At 69.5% G+C, this 19,868-nt stretch carries 20 protein-coding genes; 9 read left to right on the forward strand and 11 right to left on the reverse strand.

What is annotated here, in order from left to right; all coding sequences use genetic code 11:
* Nucleotides 1-322: 322 nt before the first annotated feature.
* The 4 genes from ACUY4T_RS02830 to dhaK all read right to left on the reverse strand — a co-directional run bounded on the left by ACUY4T_RS02830 (nt 323) and on the right by dhaK (nt 3,148).
* Entirely contained in the window at nt 323-652 is a 330-nt protein-coding gene (locus tag ACUY4T_RS02830) for a hypothetical protein (RefSeq protein ID WP_446017366.1), read from the reverse strand.
* Between the two features lie 140 nt (nt 653-792).
* The gene (gene dhaM, locus ACUY4T_RS02835) at nt 793-1,497 is read right to left on the reverse strand and encodes a dihydroxyacetone kinase phosphoryl donor subunit DhaM (RefSeq protein ID WP_446017367.1); all 705 of its coding nucleotides are present in this window, start codon (nt 1,495-1,497) and stop codon (nt 793-795) included.
* Entirely contained in the window at nt 1,490-2,137 is a 648-nt protein-coding gene (dhaL, locus tag ACUY4T_RS02840) for a dihydroxyacetone kinase subunit DhaL (RefSeq protein ID WP_446017368.1), read from the reverse strand. Before dhaL ends, dhaM begins: the two co-directional genes overlap by 8 nt.
* 9 nt (nt 2,138-2,146) lie before the next feature.
* Nucleotides 2,147-3,148: a dihydroxyacetone kinase subunit DhaK gene (gene dhaK, locus ACUY4T_RS02845; RefSeq protein ID WP_446017369.1), complete on the reverse strand. Its 1,002-nt coding sequence runs from the start codon at nt 3,146-3,148 to the stop codon at nt 2,147-2,149.
* Nucleotides 3,149-3,376: 228 nt separating this feature from the next.
* Here dhaK and ACUY4T_RS02850 point away from each other — a divergent pair, with 228 nt between their 5' ends.
* Nucleotides 3,377-4,171: an MIP/aquaporin family protein gene (locus tag ACUY4T_RS02850; protein WP_446017370.1), complete on the forward strand. Its 795-nt coding sequence runs from the start codon at nt 3,377-3,379 to the stop codon at nt 4,169-4,171.
* Between the two features lie 96 nt (nt 4,172-4,267).
* Nucleotides 4,268-5,782 (forward strand): glycerol kinase GlpK, encoded by a 1,515-nt coding sequence (glpK, locus tag ACUY4T_RS02855; RefSeq protein ID WP_446017371.1) that lies wholly within the window; start codon nt 4,268-4,270, stop codon nt 5,780-5,782.
* Nucleotides 5,783-5,888: 106 nt separating this feature from the next.
* On the opposite strand, the gene trpD is transcribed toward glpK, so the two are convergent.
* Nucleotides 5,889-6,941, reverse strand: a complete 1,053-nt coding sequence (gene trpD, locus ACUY4T_RS02860; protein ID WP_446017372.1) for an anthranilate phosphoribosyltransferase — start codon at nt 6,939-6,941, stop codon at nt 5,889-5,891.
* Nucleotides 6,942-7,080: 139 nt separating this feature from the next.
* Here trpD and ctaE point away from each other — a divergent pair, with 139 nt between their 5' ends.
* The 6 genes from ctaE (at nt 7,081) to ACUY4T_RS02890 (ending at nt 12,835) form a co-directional block, all read left to right on the forward strand.
* The gene (gene ctaE / locus ACUY4T_RS02865) at nt 7,081-7,710 is read left to right on the forward strand and encodes an aa3-type cytochrome oxidase subunit III (RefSeq protein ID WP_446017373.1); all 630 of its coding nucleotides are present in this window, start codon (nt 7,081-7,083) and stop codon (nt 7,708-7,710) included.
* A 52-nt stretch (nt 7,711-7,762) separates the two neighbouring features.
* Nucleotides 7,763-8,554, forward strand: coding sequence for a cytochrome bc1 complex diheme cytochrome c subunit (qcrC, locus tag ACUY4T_RS02870; protein ID WP_446017374.1), 792 nt, complete (start codon nt 7,763-7,765; stop codon nt 8,552-8,554).
* A gap of 30 nt (nt 8,555-8,584) precedes the next feature.
* A complete protein-coding gene (qcrA, locus tag ACUY4T_RS02875; RefSeq protein ID WP_446017375.1) occupies nt 8,585-9,661 on the forward strand; it encodes a cytochrome bc1 complex Rieske iron-sulfur subunit in 1,077 nt (358 codons plus the stop codon).
* On the forward strand, nt 9,658-11,265 hold the full coding sequence (gene qcrB, locus ACUY4T_RS02880; RefSeq protein ID WP_446017376.1) for a cytochrome bc1 complex cytochrome b subunit: 1,608 nt from the start codon (nt 9,658-9,660) through the stop codon (nt 11,263-11,265). The genes qcrA and qcrB overlap by 4 nt, the downstream gene beginning before the upstream one ends.
* Nucleotides 11,266-11,468: 203 nt before the next feature.
* Nucleotides 11,469-12,155, forward strand: a complete 687-nt coding sequence (locus ACUY4T_RS02885) for a methyltransferase domain-containing protein (RefSeq protein WP_446017377.1) — start codon at nt 11,469-11,471, stop codon at nt 12,153-12,155.
* 20 nt (nt 12,156-12,175) lie between these two features.
* Nucleotides 12,176-12,835: an SAM-dependent methyltransferase gene (locus ACUY4T_RS02890; protein WP_446017378.1), complete on the forward strand. Its 660-nt coding sequence runs from the start codon at nt 12,176-12,178 to the stop codon at nt 12,833-12,835.
* 63 nt (nt 12,836-12,898) lie between these two features.
* Here the strand turns inward: ACUY4T_RS02890 and ACUY4T_RS02895 are convergent, their stop codons facing one another.
* From ACUY4T_RS02895 to ACUY4T_RS02915, 5 genes are all read right to left on the reverse strand, one after another.
* Nucleotides 12,899-13,345, reverse strand: coding sequence for a cytochrome c oxidase subunit 4 (locus ACUY4T_RS02895; protein ID WP_446017379.1), 447 nt, complete (start codon nt 13,343-13,345; stop codon nt 12,899-12,901).
* On the reverse strand, nt 13,346-15,082 hold the full coding sequence (gene ctaD / locus ACUY4T_RS02900; protein WP_446017380.1) for an aa3-type cytochrome oxidase subunit I: 1,737 nt from the start codon (nt 15,080-15,082) through the stop codon (nt 13,346-13,348).
* 6 nt (nt 15,083-15,088) lie between these two features.
* Complete coding sequence (gene ctaC, locus ACUY4T_RS02905) at nt 15,089-15,982, reverse strand: aa3-type cytochrome oxidase subunit II (RefSeq protein WP_446017381.1); 894 nt, start codon at nt 15,980-15,982, stop codon at nt 15,089-15,091.
* A 197-nt stretch (nt 15,983-16,179) separates the two neighbouring features.
* Nucleotides 16,180-16,530, reverse strand: a complete 351-nt coding sequence (gene erpA, locus ACUY4T_RS02910) for an iron-sulfur cluster insertion protein ErpA (protein ID WP_446017382.1) — start codon at nt 16,528-16,530, stop codon at nt 16,180-16,182.
* A 97-nt stretch (nt 16,531-16,627) separates the two neighbouring features.
* Nucleotides 16,628-18,076 carry a dipeptidase gene (locus ACUY4T_RS02915; RefSeq protein WP_446017383.1) on the reverse strand — a complete coding sequence of 483 codons (1,449 nt, stop codon included), beginning with the start codon at nt 18,074-18,076 and terminating at the stop codon, nt 16,628-16,630.
* A 40-nt stretch (nt 18,077-18,116) separates the two neighbouring features.
* Between ACUY4T_RS02915 and ACUY4T_RS02920 the strand changes: the two genes are divergently transcribed.
* Complete coding sequence (locus tag ACUY4T_RS02920) at nt 18,117-18,698, forward strand: DUF3043 domain-containing protein (RefSeq protein ID WP_446017384.1); 582 nt, start codon at nt 18,117-18,119, stop codon at nt 18,696-18,698.
* Nucleotides 18,699-18,708: 10 nt separating this feature from the next.
* Here the strand turns inward: ACUY4T_RS02920 and ACUY4T_RS02925 are convergent, their stop codons facing one another.
* Entirely contained in the window at nt 18,709-19,854 is a 1,146-nt protein-coding gene (locus ACUY4T_RS02925) for an alkaline phosphatase family protein (protein WP_446017385.1), read from the reverse strand.
* Nucleotides 19,855-19,868 lie beyond the last annotated feature (14 nt).

Raw genomic sequence — 19,868 nt, forward strand, 5'->3', positions numbered from 1 at the left:
GTCGACACTCCCCGCCCGTGTCGGACGACGCGACTCGACGTGCGATGCGCCGCACTGTCGCATCCGCTCGCTCACGCACGTCGCGACGCTCCACTCGGCGCTTCCGACCCGGCCCGCCGTGGCGGATCGCCGACGACGTCGTGCGACGGGCCCGGTTGATCGCCGGCCACCTGGTCCCGCCCGGTGGCGTCCCGTGCCTCCGGCACTCGCTGCTCACGTCCGAGTTCGACCCGAGATCATGAACCGGCTTCACGATCAATGGGATTCACCATGTCGCCTCAGCAGCGCGTCCTGGAGACCTCTCCCCCGGGCATCGCTCCGATCACGCGCGCTCGCGTCGCCTCAGCTTCTCCTTGCGCGCCTCGCTGGCCGGCATCCCGTACTCGTTGAGCGGGCCGCTGGCCGCCGGCTCGGGCAGTCGTTCGTCGGTCGGGCATTCGAGCAGCACGTTCGGCGTCGACTCGTCGATGTAGTGCTCGAACATCGGGTGTCCGCACAGCGGACACGGCTTCTCCCCCGATCGACTGCGGTCGTCGGGCTCCTCCTGGGCCACCGTCGGCGACTCGAACGCCGGGCTGAGAACCCGGTCCACGCGATCGAAGAACCGCGTGAACGCGTTCGGAGTGCCGGGGCCCGCCTCTTCGCGTGCCATGGCGCGATCGTACCCCGGCTCGACCGCCGAACGCGAGCGATTCTCATGGATGTGCCGCCGGGCGGGGTGCGCCACGCCTCAGCGCCTGCCTCCGATCCGCACGGCCGAACGCGCCTCGCGCCGGGGCGTCTGTCGGTCCCTCAGTGCTCTCCGAACCCCGATTCGGCCAGGGCGACGATCGCGTCGACCGCCTCGGACCCGTCCGGGTCGTCGGACGCGATCTCCACCTCCGCCCCCTTCGTCAGGCCGAGCGCCATGATCGAGAGGAGGCTCTTCGCGTCGATGCCGTTCACGGTGACCCGCTGGTCGAACGTGCTCGCGAGCTTCACGAGCTCGGCGGCCGGGCGGGCGTGCAGCCCGTCGGCGTTCGTGAGCGTCACCCGCCGGCGGATCCCCGCCGTGCTCGTCTCCGCCCCCGCGGATGGTGCCGCCTCAGCCGGACCGGCGGGTGCGGCCGACCGTGCGGCCCCCACGACCGCGTCGAGCGACTCCCCCGCCTCCGCGGCGACCGACGCCGCGACGCCGCCTTCCACGAGCGGAGCGTCGGCGAGCCGGACACGCTCGCGCTGCTCGTCGTCGAGGAACTCGAGCGCGGTCTCGGCGGTCATGATGGCCGACCCGAGGTCGCACAGCACGACCGCGCCGGCGCCGGCATCCGCTGCCCCGATCGCGGCGGTCACCTTGTCGAAGCTCGTCCCGATGCGGCCGTCGTCGGTTCCTCCGGCCGCCTCCAGCCGGACGGTCGGCGCCATCTGGCGCGCCAGTTCCACGAGCCCCGCCGCGAGCCGCTCCGAGTGCGACACGAAGACGATGCCGACCCGCTCGGCGCCGGGCGCGTCAGGCACTGGTGCCGTTCGACGCCGTCGTCGCCGCCGCCTCGAGCAGGTACGCGGTAGATTGCGCGCCCGGATCGCGATGGCCCGCCGAGCGCTCGCCCAGGTAGCTCGCGCGGCCCTTGCGGGCCACGAGCGGGATCGTCGCGTCGGAACCGCCCGCCGCGGCGTCCGCGGCCGCCCGCAGCGCCTCGACCGCCGTCGCGCCCGACTCGGCGGCCGCCCGAGCGGCCTCCACCGCGGGCGACCAGGCGTCGACCATCGTCTTGTCGCCGAGTTCCGCCTTCCCGCGCAGGACGATGCCGTCGCGACCGGCCTCGAGGAGCTTCGCCACGGCCGAGGCATCGAGCGACACCTCGCCGCCGACCGCCCCGGAGGCCTTGAGGTAGGCGGTTCCGTAGAGCGGCCCCGCCGCGCCGCCGACCGTCGAGATCAGCGTCGTCGCGACCACCTTCAGCACGTCGGCCGGCGTCGACCCGGCCGGCAGGTCGTCCAGCTTCGGCAGCACCGCCTGGAAACCCCGGTCCATGTTCTCGCCGTGGTCGCCGTCACCGATCTCGCGGTCCAGCCCGATCAGCTCCACCCGATGCTCCGACATGAGTTCGGCGCTTCGTCGCACCCAGTCGACCGCCCAGGTGATGTCGAGACCCACCCGGCGCCCCTAGCGGCCCCACCGCAGCGCGGCGGTGTGCACGGGCGCGTCCCACAGCTCGACCATCTCGTCGTCGAGCTTCAGCAGCGTGATCGAGAAGCCCTGCATCTCGAGCGAGGTGATGTAGTTGCCCACGAGCGAGCGCTCGATCCGGATGCCTCGCTCGTCGAGCACCTCCGCCGCGCGGCGATAAGCGAGGTACAGCTCGATCTGCGGAGTGCCGCCCATGCCGTTGACGAACAGCAGGACGCGGTCGCCGGACGAGAACGGCAGGTCTTCGATCACCGGCGTGATCAGGCGGTCCACGAGCGAGTCCGCGGGCTCGAGCTTGATGCGCTCGCGGCCCGGTTCGCCGTGGATGCCGATGCCGATCTCGACCTCGTCCTCGGCCAGGGTGAAGCTCGGCTCCCCCGCGTGCGGGACCGTGCACGGCGTCAGTGCCATGCCCATCGAGCGCGCGTTCGCGTTCACGCGCTCGGCGATCTCGGCGACCTGGTCGAGCGAGTCGCCCCGCTCGGCGGCGGCGCCGGCGATCTTCTCGACGAGCACGGTGCCGGCGACGCCGCGCCGACCGGCCGTGTACAGCGAGTCCTTCACCGCGACGTCGTCATTGGTGACCACGGCGCGCACCTCGATGCCGTCGGCGGCGGCGAGGTCGGCGGCGGTCTCGAAGTTGAGGACGTCCCCCGTGTAGTTCTTCACGATGTGCAGGACGCCCTTGCCGCCGTCGACGGCCTTGGTGGCGTTGAGGATGGGGTCGGGCGTCGGCGAGGTGAAGACCGCCCCGGGCACGGCCGCGTCGAGCATCCCGTGGCCGACGTACCCGGCGTGCAGCGGCTCGTGGCCGCTGCCGCCGCCCGAGACCAGGCCCACCTTGCCCTGGACCGGCGCGTCGGCGCGCACGACGTGGATCGGATCGGTGGCGACGGCGACCAGGTCGGCGTGCGCGCGTGCGAAGCCGGCGACCGACTCGTCGACCACGCGCTTCGGGTCATTGATGATCTTCTTCACGAAGCGTCCCTTCCCCTCGGCCGCGCCCGCCCGGACCCCTCGCCCGTCGGCCTCGACGCAGCATTCCCCCCGCCAACGTACTCCCGGCGAGGGCGTGGTCGGAAGGCCTCGGCGGAAAATGCGGAACCCCTTCCCCGCTTGCGAGCGCCGCGAGTATGGTGGGGCGCAGTTCCGCCCCTGGGCGCGGCCCAACGGGCACCATCCAGAGCAGGAAAGGTCGATGTGGACATGAATCTCGGGGTCGTATTCGTTTCGGAGATGGCGGGAACGGCAATGCTGCTGCTGCTGGGTTGCGGCGTCGTGGCGAACGCCGTGCTCGCCAAGACCAAGGGGTTCGGCGGCGGCTTCCTCATGGTGAACTTCGGCTGGGGTCTCGCCGTGTTCTCGGGTGTGATCGTCGCGGTCGTGTCGGGCGCGCACATCAACCCCGCCGTCACGCTCGGGCTCGCGGCGAACATCCTCGGGACGGGCGGCACCGAGTTCGTTCCGGGCGTCCCGGTCGACGCGCTGTCGATCCTCACCTACATCGGCGCCCAGTTGCTCGGTGCGTTCCTCGGAGCCACCGTCGCGTGGCTCGCCTACAAGCAGCACTTCGACGACGAGCCCGAGGCCGCCCTCAAGCTCGGCGTGTTCTCGACGGGCCCGGCGATCCGCTCCTACGGGTGGAACCTCGTGACCGAGATCATCGGCACCTTCGTGCTCGTGTTCGTCGTCATCGGCTTCGGGCAGTGGGGCGATCCCGACACCGTCACGCCGGCGGGCCTCGGGCCGCTCGGCGCTCTGGCCGTGGCGCTCCTGGTCGTCGGCATCGGCGCATCGCTCGGTGGCCCGACCGGCTACGCCATCAACCCCGCTCGCGACCTCGGACCGCGCATCGCCCACGCCGTCCTGCCCATCCGCGGCAAGGGCTCGAGCGACTGGGGCTACTCGTGGGTCCCCGTCGCCGGCCCCATCATCGGCGGACTGATCGCCGGCTGGCTGTGGATCCCGCTCGCCGACATGTACACCATGGCGATGGGCTGAACCGTCGGGGGCGGCTCGGTCCAACGAGCCGCCCCCGCTTCCCCGCGACCATTCGGTCGTCGACCACGACGGCCGCAGCGAATCTGAGAGGAAACCATGGCCGACTACATCCTTGCGATCGATCAGGGCACCACCAGCTCCCGCGCGATCATCTTCGACAAGAAGGGCTCGATCGTCTCGACGGGACAGCTCGAGCACGAGCAGATCTTCCCGAAGGCAGGCTGGGTCGAACACGACCCCATGGAGATCTGGCGCAACACCCGCGAGGTCATCGGACAGGCCCTCGGGAAGGCCGACCTGACCCGGCACGACATCGCCGCGGTGGGCATCACGAACCAGCGCGAGACCGCGGTCGTCTGGGACAAGAACACCGGTGAGCCCGTCTACAACGCCATCGTCTGGCAGGACACCCGGACCCAGCCGATCGTCGACCGCCTCGCGGCCGACGGCGGCGTCGAGCGCTTCAAGCAGGACGTGGGCCTTCCGCTGGCCACCTACTTCTCGGGCACGAAGATCGTCTGGATCCTCGAGAACGTCGAGGGCGCGCGCGAGAAGGCGGAGGCCGGCGACCTCCTCTTCGGCACCACCGACTGCTGGGTGCTGTGGAACCTCACCGGCGGCACCGACGGCGGCGTGCACGCGACGGATGTCACCAACGCGAGCCGCACGATGTTCATGGACCTCGAGTCGCTGTCCTGGCGCGACGACATCCTCGAGACCTTCGGCGTCCCGCGCTCGATGATGCCGGAGATCCGGTCCTCGTCCGAGGTCTACGGCACGGTGGAGCCGTCGAGCCTGCTCCGCGAGGTGCCGGTCGCCGGCATCCTGGGCGACCAGCAGGCCGCGACCTTCGGCCAGGCGGCCTTCGACAAGGGCGAGTCGAAGAACACCTACGGCACGGGCAACTTCCTCATCTTCAACACCGACACCGAGATCGTGCACTCCAAGAACGGGCTGCTCACCACGCTCGGCTACAAGATCGGCGACCAGCCGGCGCACTACGCGCTGGAGGGCGCGATCGCCGTGACCGGCTCGCTCGTCCAGTGGCTGCGCGACAACCTCGGGATCATCTCCTCCGCCCCCGAGATCGAGGAGCTCGCGAAGTCCGTCGACGACAACGGCGGCGCGTACTTCGTCCCGGCGTTCTCGGGCCTGTTCGCGCCGTACTGGCGCCCGGACGCCCGCGGTGCGCTCGTCGGTCTCACCCGGTTCGTCAACAAGGGCCACATCGCGCGCGCCGCGCTCGAGGCGACCGCCTTCCAGACGCGCGAGGTGATCGACGCCATCAACGCCGACTCCGGGGTCGACCTCGAGGACCTCAAGGTCGACGGCGGCATGATCGCGAACGACACGCTCATGCAGTTCCAGGCCGACATCCTCGGCGTGCCGGTCATCCGCCCGGTCGTCGCGGAGACGACCGCACTCGGCGCCGCCTACGCCGCGGGACTCGCCGTCGGATTCTGGTCCGGTCTCGACGACCTCCGCGCGAACTGGCAGGAGGACCGTCGCTGGGAGCCGAAGATGGACGCCGAGGAGCGCGACCGTCAGCTGCGGCTCTGGAAGAAGGCCGTCACGAAGACCTTCGACTGGGTCGACGAGGACGTTCGCTGAGCCCAGCACCGCTCCGACCAGGACGGGGTCCCGCTTCGGCGGGGCCCCGTTCGGCCGTCCGGCCCGGAAGGCGGATGACGCCGTCCCGATCCCGGCGCGGCCGGCGTCAGCGGCGAGTCGCCGCGACCCAGTCCTCGAGCTTGCGGGCGGCGGCCCCGCTGTCGATGGCCCCCTCGGCGACGGCCATCTTCTCGTGGAAGCGATCCAGGATGGTGCGCTGCATCTGGGTCGGGTCGTTCGCCAGCTCGTAGGAGACCAGTCCGGCGGCGGCGTTCAGCACGACGATGTCCCGCACCGGTCCCCGTGCGCCGGAGAACACGTCGCGCACCACGGACGCGTTGTGCTCGGCGTCCCCGCCCTGCAGCTGCTCGATCGCCGCCCGCGGGATGCCCAGCTCCCTCGGGTCGAGGTCGTGTTCCTTGACGGTGCCGCGGGAGATCTCCCAGATGTGGCTGTGGCCGGTCGTGGTGAGCTCGTCGAGGCCGTCGTCGCCGCGGAAGACGAGCGCCGTCGCCCCACGGGTCTGGAACACGCCGACGATCAGCGGAACCCGGTCGAGGTGCGCGACGCCGACGGCGGAGGCCTCGGGTCGTGCAGGGTTGCACAGCGGTCCGAGGAAGTTGAAGACGGTGGGGATGCCCAGCTGCGACCGCACCGGCCCGGCGTGACGGAATCCCGGGTGGAACGCGGCCGCGAATGCGAACGTGATGCCGACCTCGTCGAGCACCTCCGCGACGCGGAGGGCCGGGAGCGACAGGTCCACGCCGAGCGCGCCGAGGACGTCCGACGAGCCGGACTGCGAACTCGCGGCCCGGTTGCCGTGCTTGATCACCGGGACGCCCGCGGCGGCGCAGACGATCGACGCCATGGTGGACACGTTGACCGTTCCGAAGCGGTCGCCGCCGGTGCCGACGATGTCGAGGGCCATCGAGTCGGCCGGGAGCTGGACGGCGTGCTCGAGGATGGCGTCCCGGAAGCCGACCACCTCGTCGACGGTCTCGCCCTTCAGCCGCAGCGCGACGAGGAACGCGGCCAGCTGGGCGTCGGTCGCCGCACCCGTCATGACCTGCTCCATGCACCACGCGGCATCCGACACGCTGAGGTCCTCCCCCTCAAGCAGCGCGTTGAGGACGGCCGGCCAGTTCTGCGTCGCGGACATGGTCCGATCCTATCCGGGCCGATTCACGGCGGATTCACGGGGCTTCGGGAGCCCGATCCATGCCCTCCGAATGGATCGCGATGCTGCGATCTCGACACGACGTCGAAAACTTCGCCTCCGAATCCGCCATAATGGGAGGGTGACGAGCACCTCATTGACGTATCAGGCGAGCGCGCCCGTGATCAAGCGTCCGAACACCGTTGCGGTTGGCACGATCGTGTGGCTCGGAAGCGAGGTGATGTTCTTCGCGGGCCTCTTCGCGATCTACTTCACCCTCCGTTCGACGTCCCCCGAGCTGTGGGCGTTCGAGGCGGATCGCCTGAACTTCCCGTTCGCCCTGACCAACACGATCATCCTCGTGGCGTCGTCGTTCACCTGCCAGTTCGGGGTGTTCGCGGCCGAGCGCAGCCAGCCCTATCGCACGGGCTGGAAGCCGACCCAGTGGGGCATGGTCGAGTGGTTCTTCCTCACCTACGCGATGGGCGCGATCTTCGTCGCGGGCCAGGTCTGGGAGTACGCGCAGCTCGTCTCGGAGGGCATCGCCCTCGACTCGAACGCCTACGGCTCGGCGTTCTACCTGACGACCGGGTTCCACGGTCTCCACGTCACCGGCGGGCTCCTCGCCTTCCTGTTCGTGCTCGGCCGCACCTTCGCCGTGAAGAACTTCGGCCACCGAGAGGCCACCAGCGCGATCGTCGTGTCGTACTACTGGCACTTCGTCGACGTCGTCTGGATCGGCCTGTTCCTCGTCATCTACGTCCTCAGATAACGGCCGAGCCCAGGAGCGTCACCCCGCAATGCCCGTGAACAGGAAGAGATCAATGACCCGCTCGACGCGACGCACCGGTCGCCGGCATCCGCTCGCCACCGCGGCCCTGCTCGCCCTCGGCCTCGTGTTCACCGGAGGCGCCTACGCCGCCTTCAGCACGACGACCGCCCAGGCCGAGCCCTCCCCCTCGTCGCAGGAGACGATCGAAGCGGGCGAGAAGCTCTTCCAGGCCAACTGCGCCACCTGCCACGGGCTCGAGGCGCAGGGAACCGACGAGGGCCCGAGCCTGATCGGCGTCGGCGCCGCCTCCGTCGACTTCCAGGTGGGCACCGGCCGCATGCCGATGCAGATGCAGGGACCGCAGGCCCAGGTCAAGCCCGTGCAGTTCACCGACGAGCAGGTCAAGCAGCTCGCGTACTACGTGGGCTCCCTCGGCCCCGGCCCCGACATCCCCGCCGAGAGCCTGGTGAACGGCGGCGGCGATGCCGCGAACGGTGCCGAGCTCTTCCGCATCAACTGCGCGATGTGCCACAACGTCGCGGGCGCGGGCGGCGCGCTCACCGAGGGCAAGTACGCTCCCCCGCTGACGGACGTCTCCGGCGTCCACATCTATGAGGCCATGGTCACGGGCCCGCAGAACATGCCGGTGTTCAATGACCTGAACATCACGCCGGAAGACAAGCGGGACATCATCACCTACCTGCAGTACGTGCAGGACAACCGGTCGCCCGGCGGGTTCGAGCTCGGCTCGCTCGGCCCGGTCGCGGAGGGCCTGTTCATCTGGATCTTCGGTCTCGGCGCCATCGTCGCGATCACCGTGTGGATCACGGCGAAGTCCAACTAGGGCCGACCGAAGAAGCGAAGAAGGAGAACCATGGCACAGGACGACCACAGCGGCACTGAACTCGCCGCTGCCGACTCGTCGCACGCCGCGAACGTTCCCGCCGTCAAGACGGGCACGGCACTGATCCAGACGGACGCGTTCGAGAACCCCGGCTTCCCGCCGCACCGCCCCCGGGTGACCGACGAGGACCCGAAGAAGGAACGGCGCGCGCAGCGCACCGTCTACACCCTCTTCTACCTCTCGATCCTCGGCAGCGTGTGGGCGATCGCCGCGTACATGCTGTTCCCGATGGAGGGCAACGACGTCGGCGACGTCCGCCTGAACAACATGTTCATCGGCCTCGGCGCGGCCCTCGCCCTGCTCGGCATCGGCTTCGGCGCCGTGCACTGGGCGAAGGCCGTCATGACCGACGTCGAGCTGGCCGACGAGCGCCACCCGGTCGGGGGCAACGTCGAGGCCCGCGAGGGCGCGATCCAGGTGTTCCAGGACGCGGACCGCGAGTCCGGCTTCACCCGCCGCTCGGTCATCCGGAACAGCCTCATCGGTGCCCTCCTCGTCTTCCCGCTGCCCGCTGTGGTGCTCTTCCGCGGTCTCGCGCCGCAGGGTGAGAACCCCGTCGAGCTGCTCAGTCACACGATGTGGAAGCAGGGCACCCGCCTCACGCTCGACCCGTCGGGCGTGCCCATCAAGGCGGCCGACGTCACGATCGGCAGTGCGTTCCACGTGATCCCCGAGGGGCTCAGCGAGATGCACCACGGCCGGCTCGAGGAGAAGGCGAAGGCAGCGGTGCTGCTCATGCGCCTCAACCCCGATGAGCTCAACGAGACCGAGGAGCGAGCATCCTGGTCGTACGACGGCATCGTCGCGTACTCCAAGATCTGCACCCACGTCGGCTGCCCCGTCGCACTGTACGAGCAGCACACCCACCACCTGCTCTGCCCGTGCCACCAGTCGCAGTTCGACGTGGCCAACCACTGCGAGGTCATCTTCGGACCGGCGGCGCGGCCGCTGCCGCAGCTGCCGATCGCAGTCGACGACGAGGGTTACCTCGTCGCGCAGAGCGACTTCACCGAACCCGTCGGTCCGAGCTTCTGGGAGCGTCATTGAGTACCGCAACAACCCAAGCGCCGCAGCGCCGCTCCGTCACGGCGTCCGCATCGAACTACATCGACCAGCGGACCAGCCTCTCGACGTTCGTCAACGCACTCGGCCGCAAGGCGTTCCCCGACCACTGGTCGTTCCTGCTCGGTGAGGTCGCGCTCTTCAGCTTCCTGGTGATCCTGATCACCGGCACGTTCCTCACCTTCTTCTTCCAGGCCTCCATGGCCGAGGTCGAGTACGAGGGTTCGTACGTTCCCCTCAAGGGCGTCGAGATGTCGGTGGCGATGGCCTCCACGCTCGACATCTCGTTCGACATCCGCGGCGGCCTCTTCGTCCGCCAGATGCACCACTGGGCGGCCCTGCTGTTCGTCGCGGCCATCGGCCTGCACATGCTGCGCATCTTCTTCACGGGCGCCTTCCGCAAGCCGCGCGAGTTCAACTGGGTGATCGGCTTCGTGATGTTCATCCTCGCGATGGGCGAGGGCTTCACCGGCTACTCCCTGCCGGACGACCTCCTCTCGGGCAACGGCCTCCGCATCATCGACGGCATGATCAAGGGCATGCCCCTGATCGGCACGTGGACCTCCTTCCTCCTCTTCGGCGGCGAGTTCCCGGGCACGGCGATCGTGGGCCGGCTCTACACCCTGCACATCCTTATCCTGCCGGTGATCCTGCTCGCGCTCATCGCGATCCACCTGCTGTACGTGGTCGTGCACAAGCACACCCACTACGCCGCTCCGGGTCGCACCCAGCAGAACGCGGTCGGCCCGCCGATCCTCCCGATCTACGCCGCGAAGGCCGGCGGGTTCTTCTTCATCGTGTTCGGCGTGCTGGCCCTGATCGCCTCGATGTTCACGATCAACCCGATCTGGAACTACGGTCCGTACGACCCCTCCCCCGTCTCGGCAGGCACCCAGCCCGACTGGTACATCGGCTTCGCGGACGGCGCCCTGCGCCTCATTCCGCCGGGCTGGGAGTTCGTGCTGTTCGACCGGACCTGGTCGTTCAACATCCTCGTGCCGCTGATCGGCCTCGGGCTGTTCATCCTGACCGTGCTCATCTACCCGTTCGTCGAGGCCTGGGTGACGGGCGACAAGCGCGAGCACCACATCGCCGAGCGTCCTCGCAACGCTCCGGCTCGCACGGCGATCGGCGCGGCCGGCGTGACCTTCTACGCGGTCCTCTGGGCGGCGGCGGCGTCCGACCTCATCGCGACGCACTTCATGCTCACGATGGAGGGCGTGATCCACACGCTCCAGGCGCTGCTGATCGTCGGACCGATCATCGCGTACTTCGTCACGAAGCGCGTCTGCCTGGCCCTGCAGAAGAAGGACCGCGAGATCGTCCTGCACGGGTACGAGTCGGGTCGCATCGTGAAGCTCCCCGGCGGCGAGTTCATCGAGGTGCACCAGCCGCTCGACGAGTACGAGCGCTGGAAGTTGGTCAGCTACGAGTCGTACCAGCCGCTGATGCTCCGCCCCAACGACCGCGGCAAGATCACGGTCGGCCAGCGACTCCGCGCGGGCATGTCGCGGTGGTTCTTCGAGGACCGCATCGCTCCCGTCACCAAGGGCGAGCTCGAAGCGGCGCACCACTCGACGCACCACTGATCCGCGAACGCGGTTTCCTCGGGCACCGGACCATGTCGATCGATTCGGCGTGGCTCCGGTGCCCGAACTGTTCCCTCCCTCTCGCCGTGCTCGCCGGAGGAGTGCTCGGCTGCGACGCGGGACATCGGTTCGATCCGACGAAGTACGGGACGATCACGCTCCTCCCCCCTCGTGCACCGCAGACGGTCGGCGACACCAGGCCGATGCTGGAGGCGCGCGCAGAGCTGCTCTCCACGGGTGCGTTCGAGCCCATCGCCCACGCGGTCCATGCGGGGGTCGCCTCGTCCGCATCGGTGGCGTCCGCGACGACGCCGCGTATCGCAGATCTCGGGTGCGGCACCGGCTACTACTCGGAGTACATCGCGTCACGGTCCCCATCCGCCGCGTTCCTGCTCGCGGATCGATCGCCGATCGCCGTTCGGATCGCATCCCGGGCTGTGCCGAACTCGACCGGCGTGGTACTCGACCTCTGGCGTCCGCTCCCGATCCGAGACGCTTCGGTCGACATCGCCCTCAACGTCTTCGCACCGCGGAACGTCGACGAGTTCGCGCGGATCATCCGCCCGGGTGGTGCCCTCGTCGTGGTCGTCCCCACGGAACGGCACCTGATCGAGGCGCGCGCCGCGGGCGCGATGCTCGACATCCCGAGCGGGAAGGTCGAGCTGGTCACGTATCAGCTCTCCGGCGCCGGGTTCGACCTGCACGCGCGTCGCGCCGTCGAGTACACGGTCGACCTCGCGCGGCGCGATCTCGAGTCGCTGGTCGGAATGGGACCCTCAGCGCACCACGCCCCCGAAAACGCGGATTCCGCGCCCGCAGCGCCGGGCGCGCCGGACACCCCGGGCGACGTCACCGTTTCAGTCGACGTCCTGGTCTTCCGCCGCGACTGATCCAGGCCCATACTGTGGGCATGGAGGACTGTTGCGGTCCGACCGAGTCGCAGCTCTACGACCGTGCATTCGATTCGAGGTTCGCTCGCCGAGTCGCGCGACGATACCGATCCGGCGGACCGACCGCGATCGAGCGCAGGCTGCTCGCGATCCTCGAGCAGGCGGGCATCAGCGGAGCATCCGTGCTGGAGATCGGCGGGGGCGTCGGCGAGCTGCAGCTCGAGCTTCTCGCGCGCGGCGCTGCTCGTACGACCAACCTGGAGCTCTCGCACGCCTACGAGGCGGAGGCGACGCGGTTGATGGAGGACGCCGGCGTGCGAGACCGCGTCACACGGGTCGTCGGAGCCGATCTCGCGCGCACCCACGACGCCGTCGACGCGGCGGACCTGGTCATCCTCAACCGCGTGGTGTGCTGCTATCCGGAGGCGCCGGAGCTGCTCGCGGCCGCGGCCGGTCGTGCCCGGCACGCACTCGCCTTCAGCTATCCCCCGCGCAATCTGGTCACCCGAGCCCGAGTGGCCTTCGACAACGCGATCAACCGTGTGGCCCGGCGCGAGTATCGCGCCTACGTCCACGACCCGGAGCGGATGGCCGAGGCCGTGCGCAGCGCGGGGCTCGAGATCGTCGTCCGCGACGCGGGTTTCTCGTGGTGCGTGATGGGCGCCCGGCGACCGAGTTGAGCGTACCGCCCCCGTGCACGACGACGCCCCCGGCCAGAGGACCGGGGGCGTCGGGAGCCGGTGTCAGCGGGCGAAGTTGCCGCGGTAGTACTCGTAGACCCACCCGACGAGCGCCACGAGGACGAGCGGGACCGCGATGAACGTGATCCAGAAGCCCACGGCGAGACCGAGGAAGCCGAGTGCCGCGGCGCCGGCGAGGACGATCGGCCACCAGCTCCACGGGCTGAAGAAGCCGAGCTCGGCGTCGCCGTCGTCGATGTTGGCGTCGAGGCGGTCCTCGGGCAGCTCACCGCCCTGCTCCTTGTGCACGCGGCCGAGGTAGAAGGCGATGAACGCGCTGAGGATGGCGGTGAGCGCGAGCGCCACGGTGCCGGCCCACTCGGGACCGCCGCCGCCCGAATCGGCGATCCGCGACGCGGCGGTGTCGATCGACGACCAGAACGCGTACACCGCCGCGGCGAGGACGAAGAATCCGGTCAGGACCCAGAAGAGGATGACGTTCGTGCGCATCTACTTGACTTCCTTGCTGTCAACGTCGTACACGGGCGCCTCGGGGGCATCCTTCGCCGGGCCGATGCCCACGGGGATGCCGGCCTCCGGGTGGTTCAGGTCGAAGGCAGGACGCTCGGACCGGATCCGCGGGATCGAGGTGAAGTTGTGCCGCGGCGGCGGGCAGCTCGTTGCCCACTCGAGCGATCCCCCGTAGCCCCACGGGTCGTTCACGGTGACCTTCGGTGCGCGACGGGCCGTGATGTACACGTTCAGGAAGAACGGGATCATCGACACCGCGAGGATGAATGCGCCCACCGTCGACAGCTGGTTCATCCAGGTGATGTTGTCCTCAGGGAGGTACGAGTAGTACCGCCGGGGCATCGCGACGACGCCGAGCCAGTGCTGGATGAGGAACGTCGTGTGGAAGCCGATGAACAGCAGCCAGAAGTGCCACTTCCCGAGGGTCTCGTTCAGCATCTTGCCGGTCCACTTGGGCCACCAGAAGTAGAAGCCGGCGAACATCGCGAAGACCACGGTGCCGAAGACGACGTAGTGGAAGTGCGCGACCACGAAGTAGGTGTCGGACACGTGGAAGTCCAGCGGCGGCGACGCGAGGATGACGCCGGTGAGGCCACCGAACACGAAGGTGATCAGGAAGCCCAGCGCCCAGATGAGCGGCGTCTCGAACGTGATCGATCCCCGCCACATCGTGCCGATCCAGTTGAAGATCTTCACGCCGGTCGGCACCGCGATCAGCATCGTCATGAGGGCGAAGAACGGCAGCAGGACCGACCCGGTGACGTACATGTGGTGCGCCCAGACCGAGACGGAGAGGGCGGCGATCGCGATCGTCGCGTAGATCAGGGTCTTGTAGCCGAAGATCGGCTTGCGGCTGAACACCGGGAAGATCTCGGACACGATGCCGAAGAACGGCAGGGCGATGATGTACACCTCGGGGTGCCCGAAGAACCAGAACAGGTGCTGCCAGAGGATGACCCCGCCGTTCTCGGGATCGTAGATGTGCGCGTTGAAGATGCGGTCGGCCGAGGCGGCGAGGATCGCGGCAGCGAGGATCGGGAAGGCCATCAGCACGAGGATCGACGTCACGAGGGTGTTCCAGGTGAAGATCGGCATGCGGAACATCGTCATGCCGGGTGCGCGCATGGTGATGATCGTGGTGATGAAGTTCACCGCGCCCATGATCGTGCCGAAGCCCGACATGCCGAGGCCCAGCATCCAGAGGTTGCCGCCGATACCCGGTGAGAACGTCGTCGACGCGAGTGGCTGGTAGGCGAACCAGCCGAACGACGCGGCGCCCTGCGGGGTGAAGAAGCCGGCCACCGCGATCAGGGAGCCGAAGTTGAACAGCCAGTAGGCGAAGGCGTTCAGGCGCGGGAACGCGACGTCGGGCGCGCCGATCTGGAGCGGCATGAGGACGTTCGCGAAGCCCGCGAAGAGCGGGGTGGCGAACATCAGCAGCATGATCGTGCCGTGCATCGTGAACAGCTGGTTGTACTGTTCGCGCGTCTGGATGATCTCGAGGCCGGGCTCGAACAGCTGGGCGCGGATGATCAGCGCCATCACGCCGCCGATGAGGAAGTAGATGAACGAGGTGATCAGGTAGAGGTACCCGATGACCTTGTGGTCGGTCGAGGTGATCCACTTGACCAGGATGTTGCCCTTGCGCTCCACCGTGGAGGCGCCGAACGGCTGCGACGTCGCGCTGGGGCGAGCCGGTGCGGTGCTGGTGCTCATCGCGGCTTACTCTTCCTCTTTCAGATCGGGAGCGCCCGTGCCGGGCAGGTTCTGGTTCCGGTCGAACTCGGTCGACAGCTGGCCCTCCTGGCCCGCGTCGCGGAGCGACTCGATGTAGTCCTCGTACTCGCCCTGGGAGACGACCTCGACGTTGAAGAGCATCAGCGAGTGGTACTCGCCGCACAGCTCCGCGCACTTGCCGGCGTAGGTGCCCTCGCGCTCGGGCACGAACGACATGTAGTTCGTCTTGCCCGGGAACATGTCCTTCTTGTAGAGGAAGTCGACCACCCAGAAGGAGTGGATCACGTCGCGGGACTCGAGCGCGATCTCGACGTTCGCACCCACCGGGAGCACGAGCGTCGGAAGCTCGTCCGTCTTCACCGAGCCGGCCGGGCCCTCCTCATCGAGCTGGGCCTGGATGCCGGGCGAGTAGACGTCCTCGTCGACGTAGTTGAAGTCCCACGCCCACTGCTTGGCGATGGCCTCGATGCGGACATCGACGTCGTTCTCGGCGAAGCGCTCCTCGATCGCGGCCTGGTCGCGTGCGGTGAACGCGAAGAAGCCGAGGATGAGGATCAGCGGCACGACCGTGTAGAACACCTCGATCGGCATGTTGTACCGGAGCTGGACCGGGAGCCCGGTCTGGCCCTTGCGCCGGCGGTAGGCGATCACGGCCCAGATCGTGAGGCCCCAGGTCACCACGCCGACGATGAGCAGCACGATCCACGAGGTGACCCACAGCCCCGAGACGCGCTCGGTGTGGTTCGTGACGGGCGACTCGCCCTCCTCGAAGCCGGGGAGGAATCCGTTCAGCTGTGCCTGCGTGCATCCGGCGAGGACGAGGCTGAGCGTCGCTGCGATCGGAACAGCAGCCCATCGGAGACGGCGATTGTGGCGCACCGGTGACCTTTCGGGAGACTCGAAGGCGCTTCTCAGCGAAGCGCATTGATCGGTCCTAGCCTACTCCGAACCGGCGCCATGCTCGTGCACTCAGGGCATCCATTCCCGCCGACCCACGGAGAAATCCCACCGCACCGGGCGAAACGACGGAGGGAGACCCGCCTGGGCGGGTCTCCCTCCGTCGAGATCGAGCGAGGTCAGTGGAACGAGTCGCCGCACGCGCAGCTGCCCTGCGCGTTCGGGTTGTCGATCGTGAACCCCTGCTTCTGGATCGTGTCCTCGAAGTCGATCGTGGAGCCGTCGAGGTAGGGCACGCTCATCTTGTCGACGACGACCTCGACGCCGGAGAAGTCGACCACGGCGTCGCCGTCGAGCAGTCGCTCGTCGAAGTACAGCTGGTAGATAAGGCCGGAGCAGCCACCGGGCTGGACCGCCACGCGGAGGCGCAGGTCGTCGCGACCTTCCTGCTCGAGGAGGTTGCGAACCTTGGCGGCCGCGGGCTCGCTCAGCTTCACGCCGTGGATGGCGTCGGTGATCGTGTCGCTCATGTCACTCCTCGGTGGATCGGGTACCGCGATTGTACCCGCGCTGGCTGGATGCCCTCCCACGGCACGTCCGGCCGTGCGGCCGACGCGCCCGCAGGCGTCAGTGACCGGATCGGTCCTGCAGCCGCGCCAGGAGGAGCGCCTCGGCGAGGACGGCCCGACGGAAGACGCCCAGGTGCAGGGACTCGTTCGGACTGTGCGCGCGCGAATCCGGGTCCTCCACGCCGGTCACGAGGATCTGGGCGGACGGGAACTCCTGCACGAGCTGCGCGATGAACGGGATCGATCCGCCCACGCCGATGTCGACGGGCTCCCTCCCCCACGCGTCGGCCATCGCCGACTTGGTCTCGGCGACCGCCCACCCGCTCGTGTCCACGAGGAAGGGCTGTCCGGTGTCGACGTCGTCGATCTCGATCCGGGCGCCGAACGGGGCGTTGCCCTCGAGGTGCGCGCGGAGCGCATCGAACGCGGCCCCGGCATCCTGACCCGGTGCGATCCGCGCGCTGATCCGCACCGACACGGCCGGCAGGAGGGTGTTCGAGGCGTTCGCCACCGTCGGCGCGTCGATCCCCGTGACCGTGATCGACGGCTGCGCCCAGATACGCGAGAGGATCGCGCCGCGGCCGATCGGCGCGACGCCCTCGAGGAGACCGGCCTCGGCGCGGAGCTGCGCCTCACCGTACTCGGGCGTCCCGAACGACGCCGACTCGAGCCCGTCGACCGCAACGGCGCCGTCGGCGTCCCAGAGGCTGTCGAGGAGCCGGATCACGGCGAGCATGGCATCGGGCACGGCTCCGCCGAACATCCCGGAGTGCGACGCGTGGTCGAGCGTGCGCACGGTCAGCCGGAAGGTGACGTTGCCGCGCAGGGCGACGGTCAGTGCCGGGGTGTCGACGTCCCAGTTGTTCGAGTCGGCCACGACGATCGCATCCGCCTCGAGCAGGTCGCGGTTCTCGCGGAGGAACTCGGCGAACGAGCGCGACCCGAACTCCTCCTCCCCCTCGATGAAGAGGGCGAGCCCGAGGTCGAGGTCGTCGCCGAGCACCTCGACCAGTGCCCTGATGGCCGCGATGTGGGCCATGACGCCGGCCTTGTCGTCGGCGGCGCCGCGAGCGTAGAGGCGGTCGCCTCGCAGCGTGGGCTCGAACGGCTCGGACTCCCAGTCCTCGTCGCGCCCGGGAGGCTGGACGTCGTGGTGGGCGTAGAGGAGGACGGTCGGACGCCCGTTGCGGGCCGCGCGTCGTGCGACCACCGCGGGCTGGCCGAGCGTGTCGCCCTCCGAGCCGACGGCGGCGCGGCGGATGTCGACCACTTCGAACAGGCCCGTGCCCCGGACCAGTTCGGCGACGGCGTCGGCACTCCGCGCGACGTGCTCCGGGTCGAACGCGGCCCAGGAGACGGAGGGGATGCGCACCAGGCGACCCAGGTCGGCGATCGTCGACGGGAATCCGGCCTCGACGGCCTCTCGGAGTCGAGCGACGACCTCGGATCCGCCGCTCCCCCGATCGGATGCGGGGGCGGGCGGGACGTCGGGTCGCAGGTCGGTCATGCGGGTAATCTTAAGGGGAACCGATTCGACGAGGACTCCCGTGGCCAAGCACCCCAGCACCGACACCCCCGCTCCGCAGACCGGCGACGGCGATGACGCCGCCCGCAAGGTCGGCAAGGGCGCCCCGACCCCCACGCGTGCCGAGCGCGAGGCCGCGCGGAAGCGGCCGCTGGTCCCGGACGACCGCAAGGAGGCGTCGCGGCAGGCGCGCGCTCGAGCTACGGAGGCCCGTGAGCGTGCCCGCCTCGGACTCGCCGCGGGCGAGGAGAAGTACCTTCCCGCGCGTGATCGCGGACCGCAGAAGAAGTACGTGCGCGACTACGTCGACGCGCGCTTCAGCGTCGGCGAGATCCTGATCCCCGTCATGTTCGCGGTGATCATCCTGACCTTCGTGCCGAGCTACGAGGTCCAGACCATCGGGATCTTCGCCCTGTGGGCGTTCTTCCTCATCTCGGTCGTCGACGTGATCATCCTCGGTTCGGTCCTGCAGCGGAAGCTCGCCGCGCGGTTCGGCGCCGAGCGGGTCGAGCGGATCCGCTGGTACGCCGCGATGCGCGCCCTGCAGCTGCGTCCGCTGCGCCTGCCCAAGCCCCAGGTCAAGCGCGGGCAGTACCCGGCCTGACCGGTCCGCCTCACGGCCGGGCGAACGCTCCCATCCGGATGAGCGGGATCCGCGTCTCGTCGTCGGTCGCCGAGCCGTGCTGGCCGACCATGGACTCGCCTCGCCGGTCGGCGTCGCGCCGGTCGTAGTACGCGACCCCGGAGCGAGCGGCGATCAGGATGTCGGCGATCCGGTCGCGATTGCCCGGCTCGACATCGCCGTACAGGCCCGCCGCGACCGCCTCGTCCGACGACATGACCCACGCGCGCGAGCCCTCGGCCTCGCGCCATCCCGCCACGAGCGCGTCCCGAGGCCCGGGTCCGATGCCGGGCTCGAGCACGAGGCCCAGGCAGCGCGGCTCCCCCGCGACGTGACGCACCCCCTCGAGCAGGTCGGGTCGGTCGTCGACGAACCGGTGGCGGTGCGGCGGCACGTCGACCATGCCGTGGTCGGCGGTGACGAGCAGCCCGGTCCCCCGCGGCATCCGCGCCTCGAACCCGGCCACCTCGGCGTCGAGGGACTCGAGCGCGGCGATCCACCGGTCGGACTCCCAGCCGTGCGCGTGGGCGATCTGGTCGAGCTCCGACACGTAGACGTAGACGAGCGCCGGACCCTCGCGGACGATGCGCATGGCCTCGGCGAAGCGGTCCGCGACGCTCGCCCCCGCGCGGTACTCCGCGCCTCGCAGCACCGCTCGCGTGAAACCCGAGTCGGCGTAGCGGGTGCCGCCGACGGCGACGGCGCGGATGCCGCGCTCGACGGCACGGTCGAAGATCGTGGGGTGCGGCTGCCACGTCTCGGGCACCATCCGGTCGTCCCAGCCGCTGAGCTGGTTGACGACCCGGTCGTGCGCCCGGTCGGGCACGCGGTACCCCATCAGCCCGTGCGCGCCGGGCATCAACCCGGTGGCGAAGCTCGCGATCGCGGCGGCGGTCGTGGAGGGGAACACCGTCCGGATGACGTCGCGCCGTGCCATCCGGCCCGCGAGGGTCCTCGCATGGCCCGAGCGCGCGGCGAGGTTGGCCGCCCCGAGCCCGTCGATGAGCACGACGACCGCCGAGGACGCGGCCGGGAGGTCGAGGACGTTCTGCGTGCCCGCGACGGATGCGAGGGCGGCGCCGAGGACCGCGGTGAGCCTCGGAGCACCGTCGGCGGGCACCGGTAGCATGGCAGGCATCGCGCCCAGTCTTC

Source organism: Agromyces arachidis, from assembly GCF_052805135.1.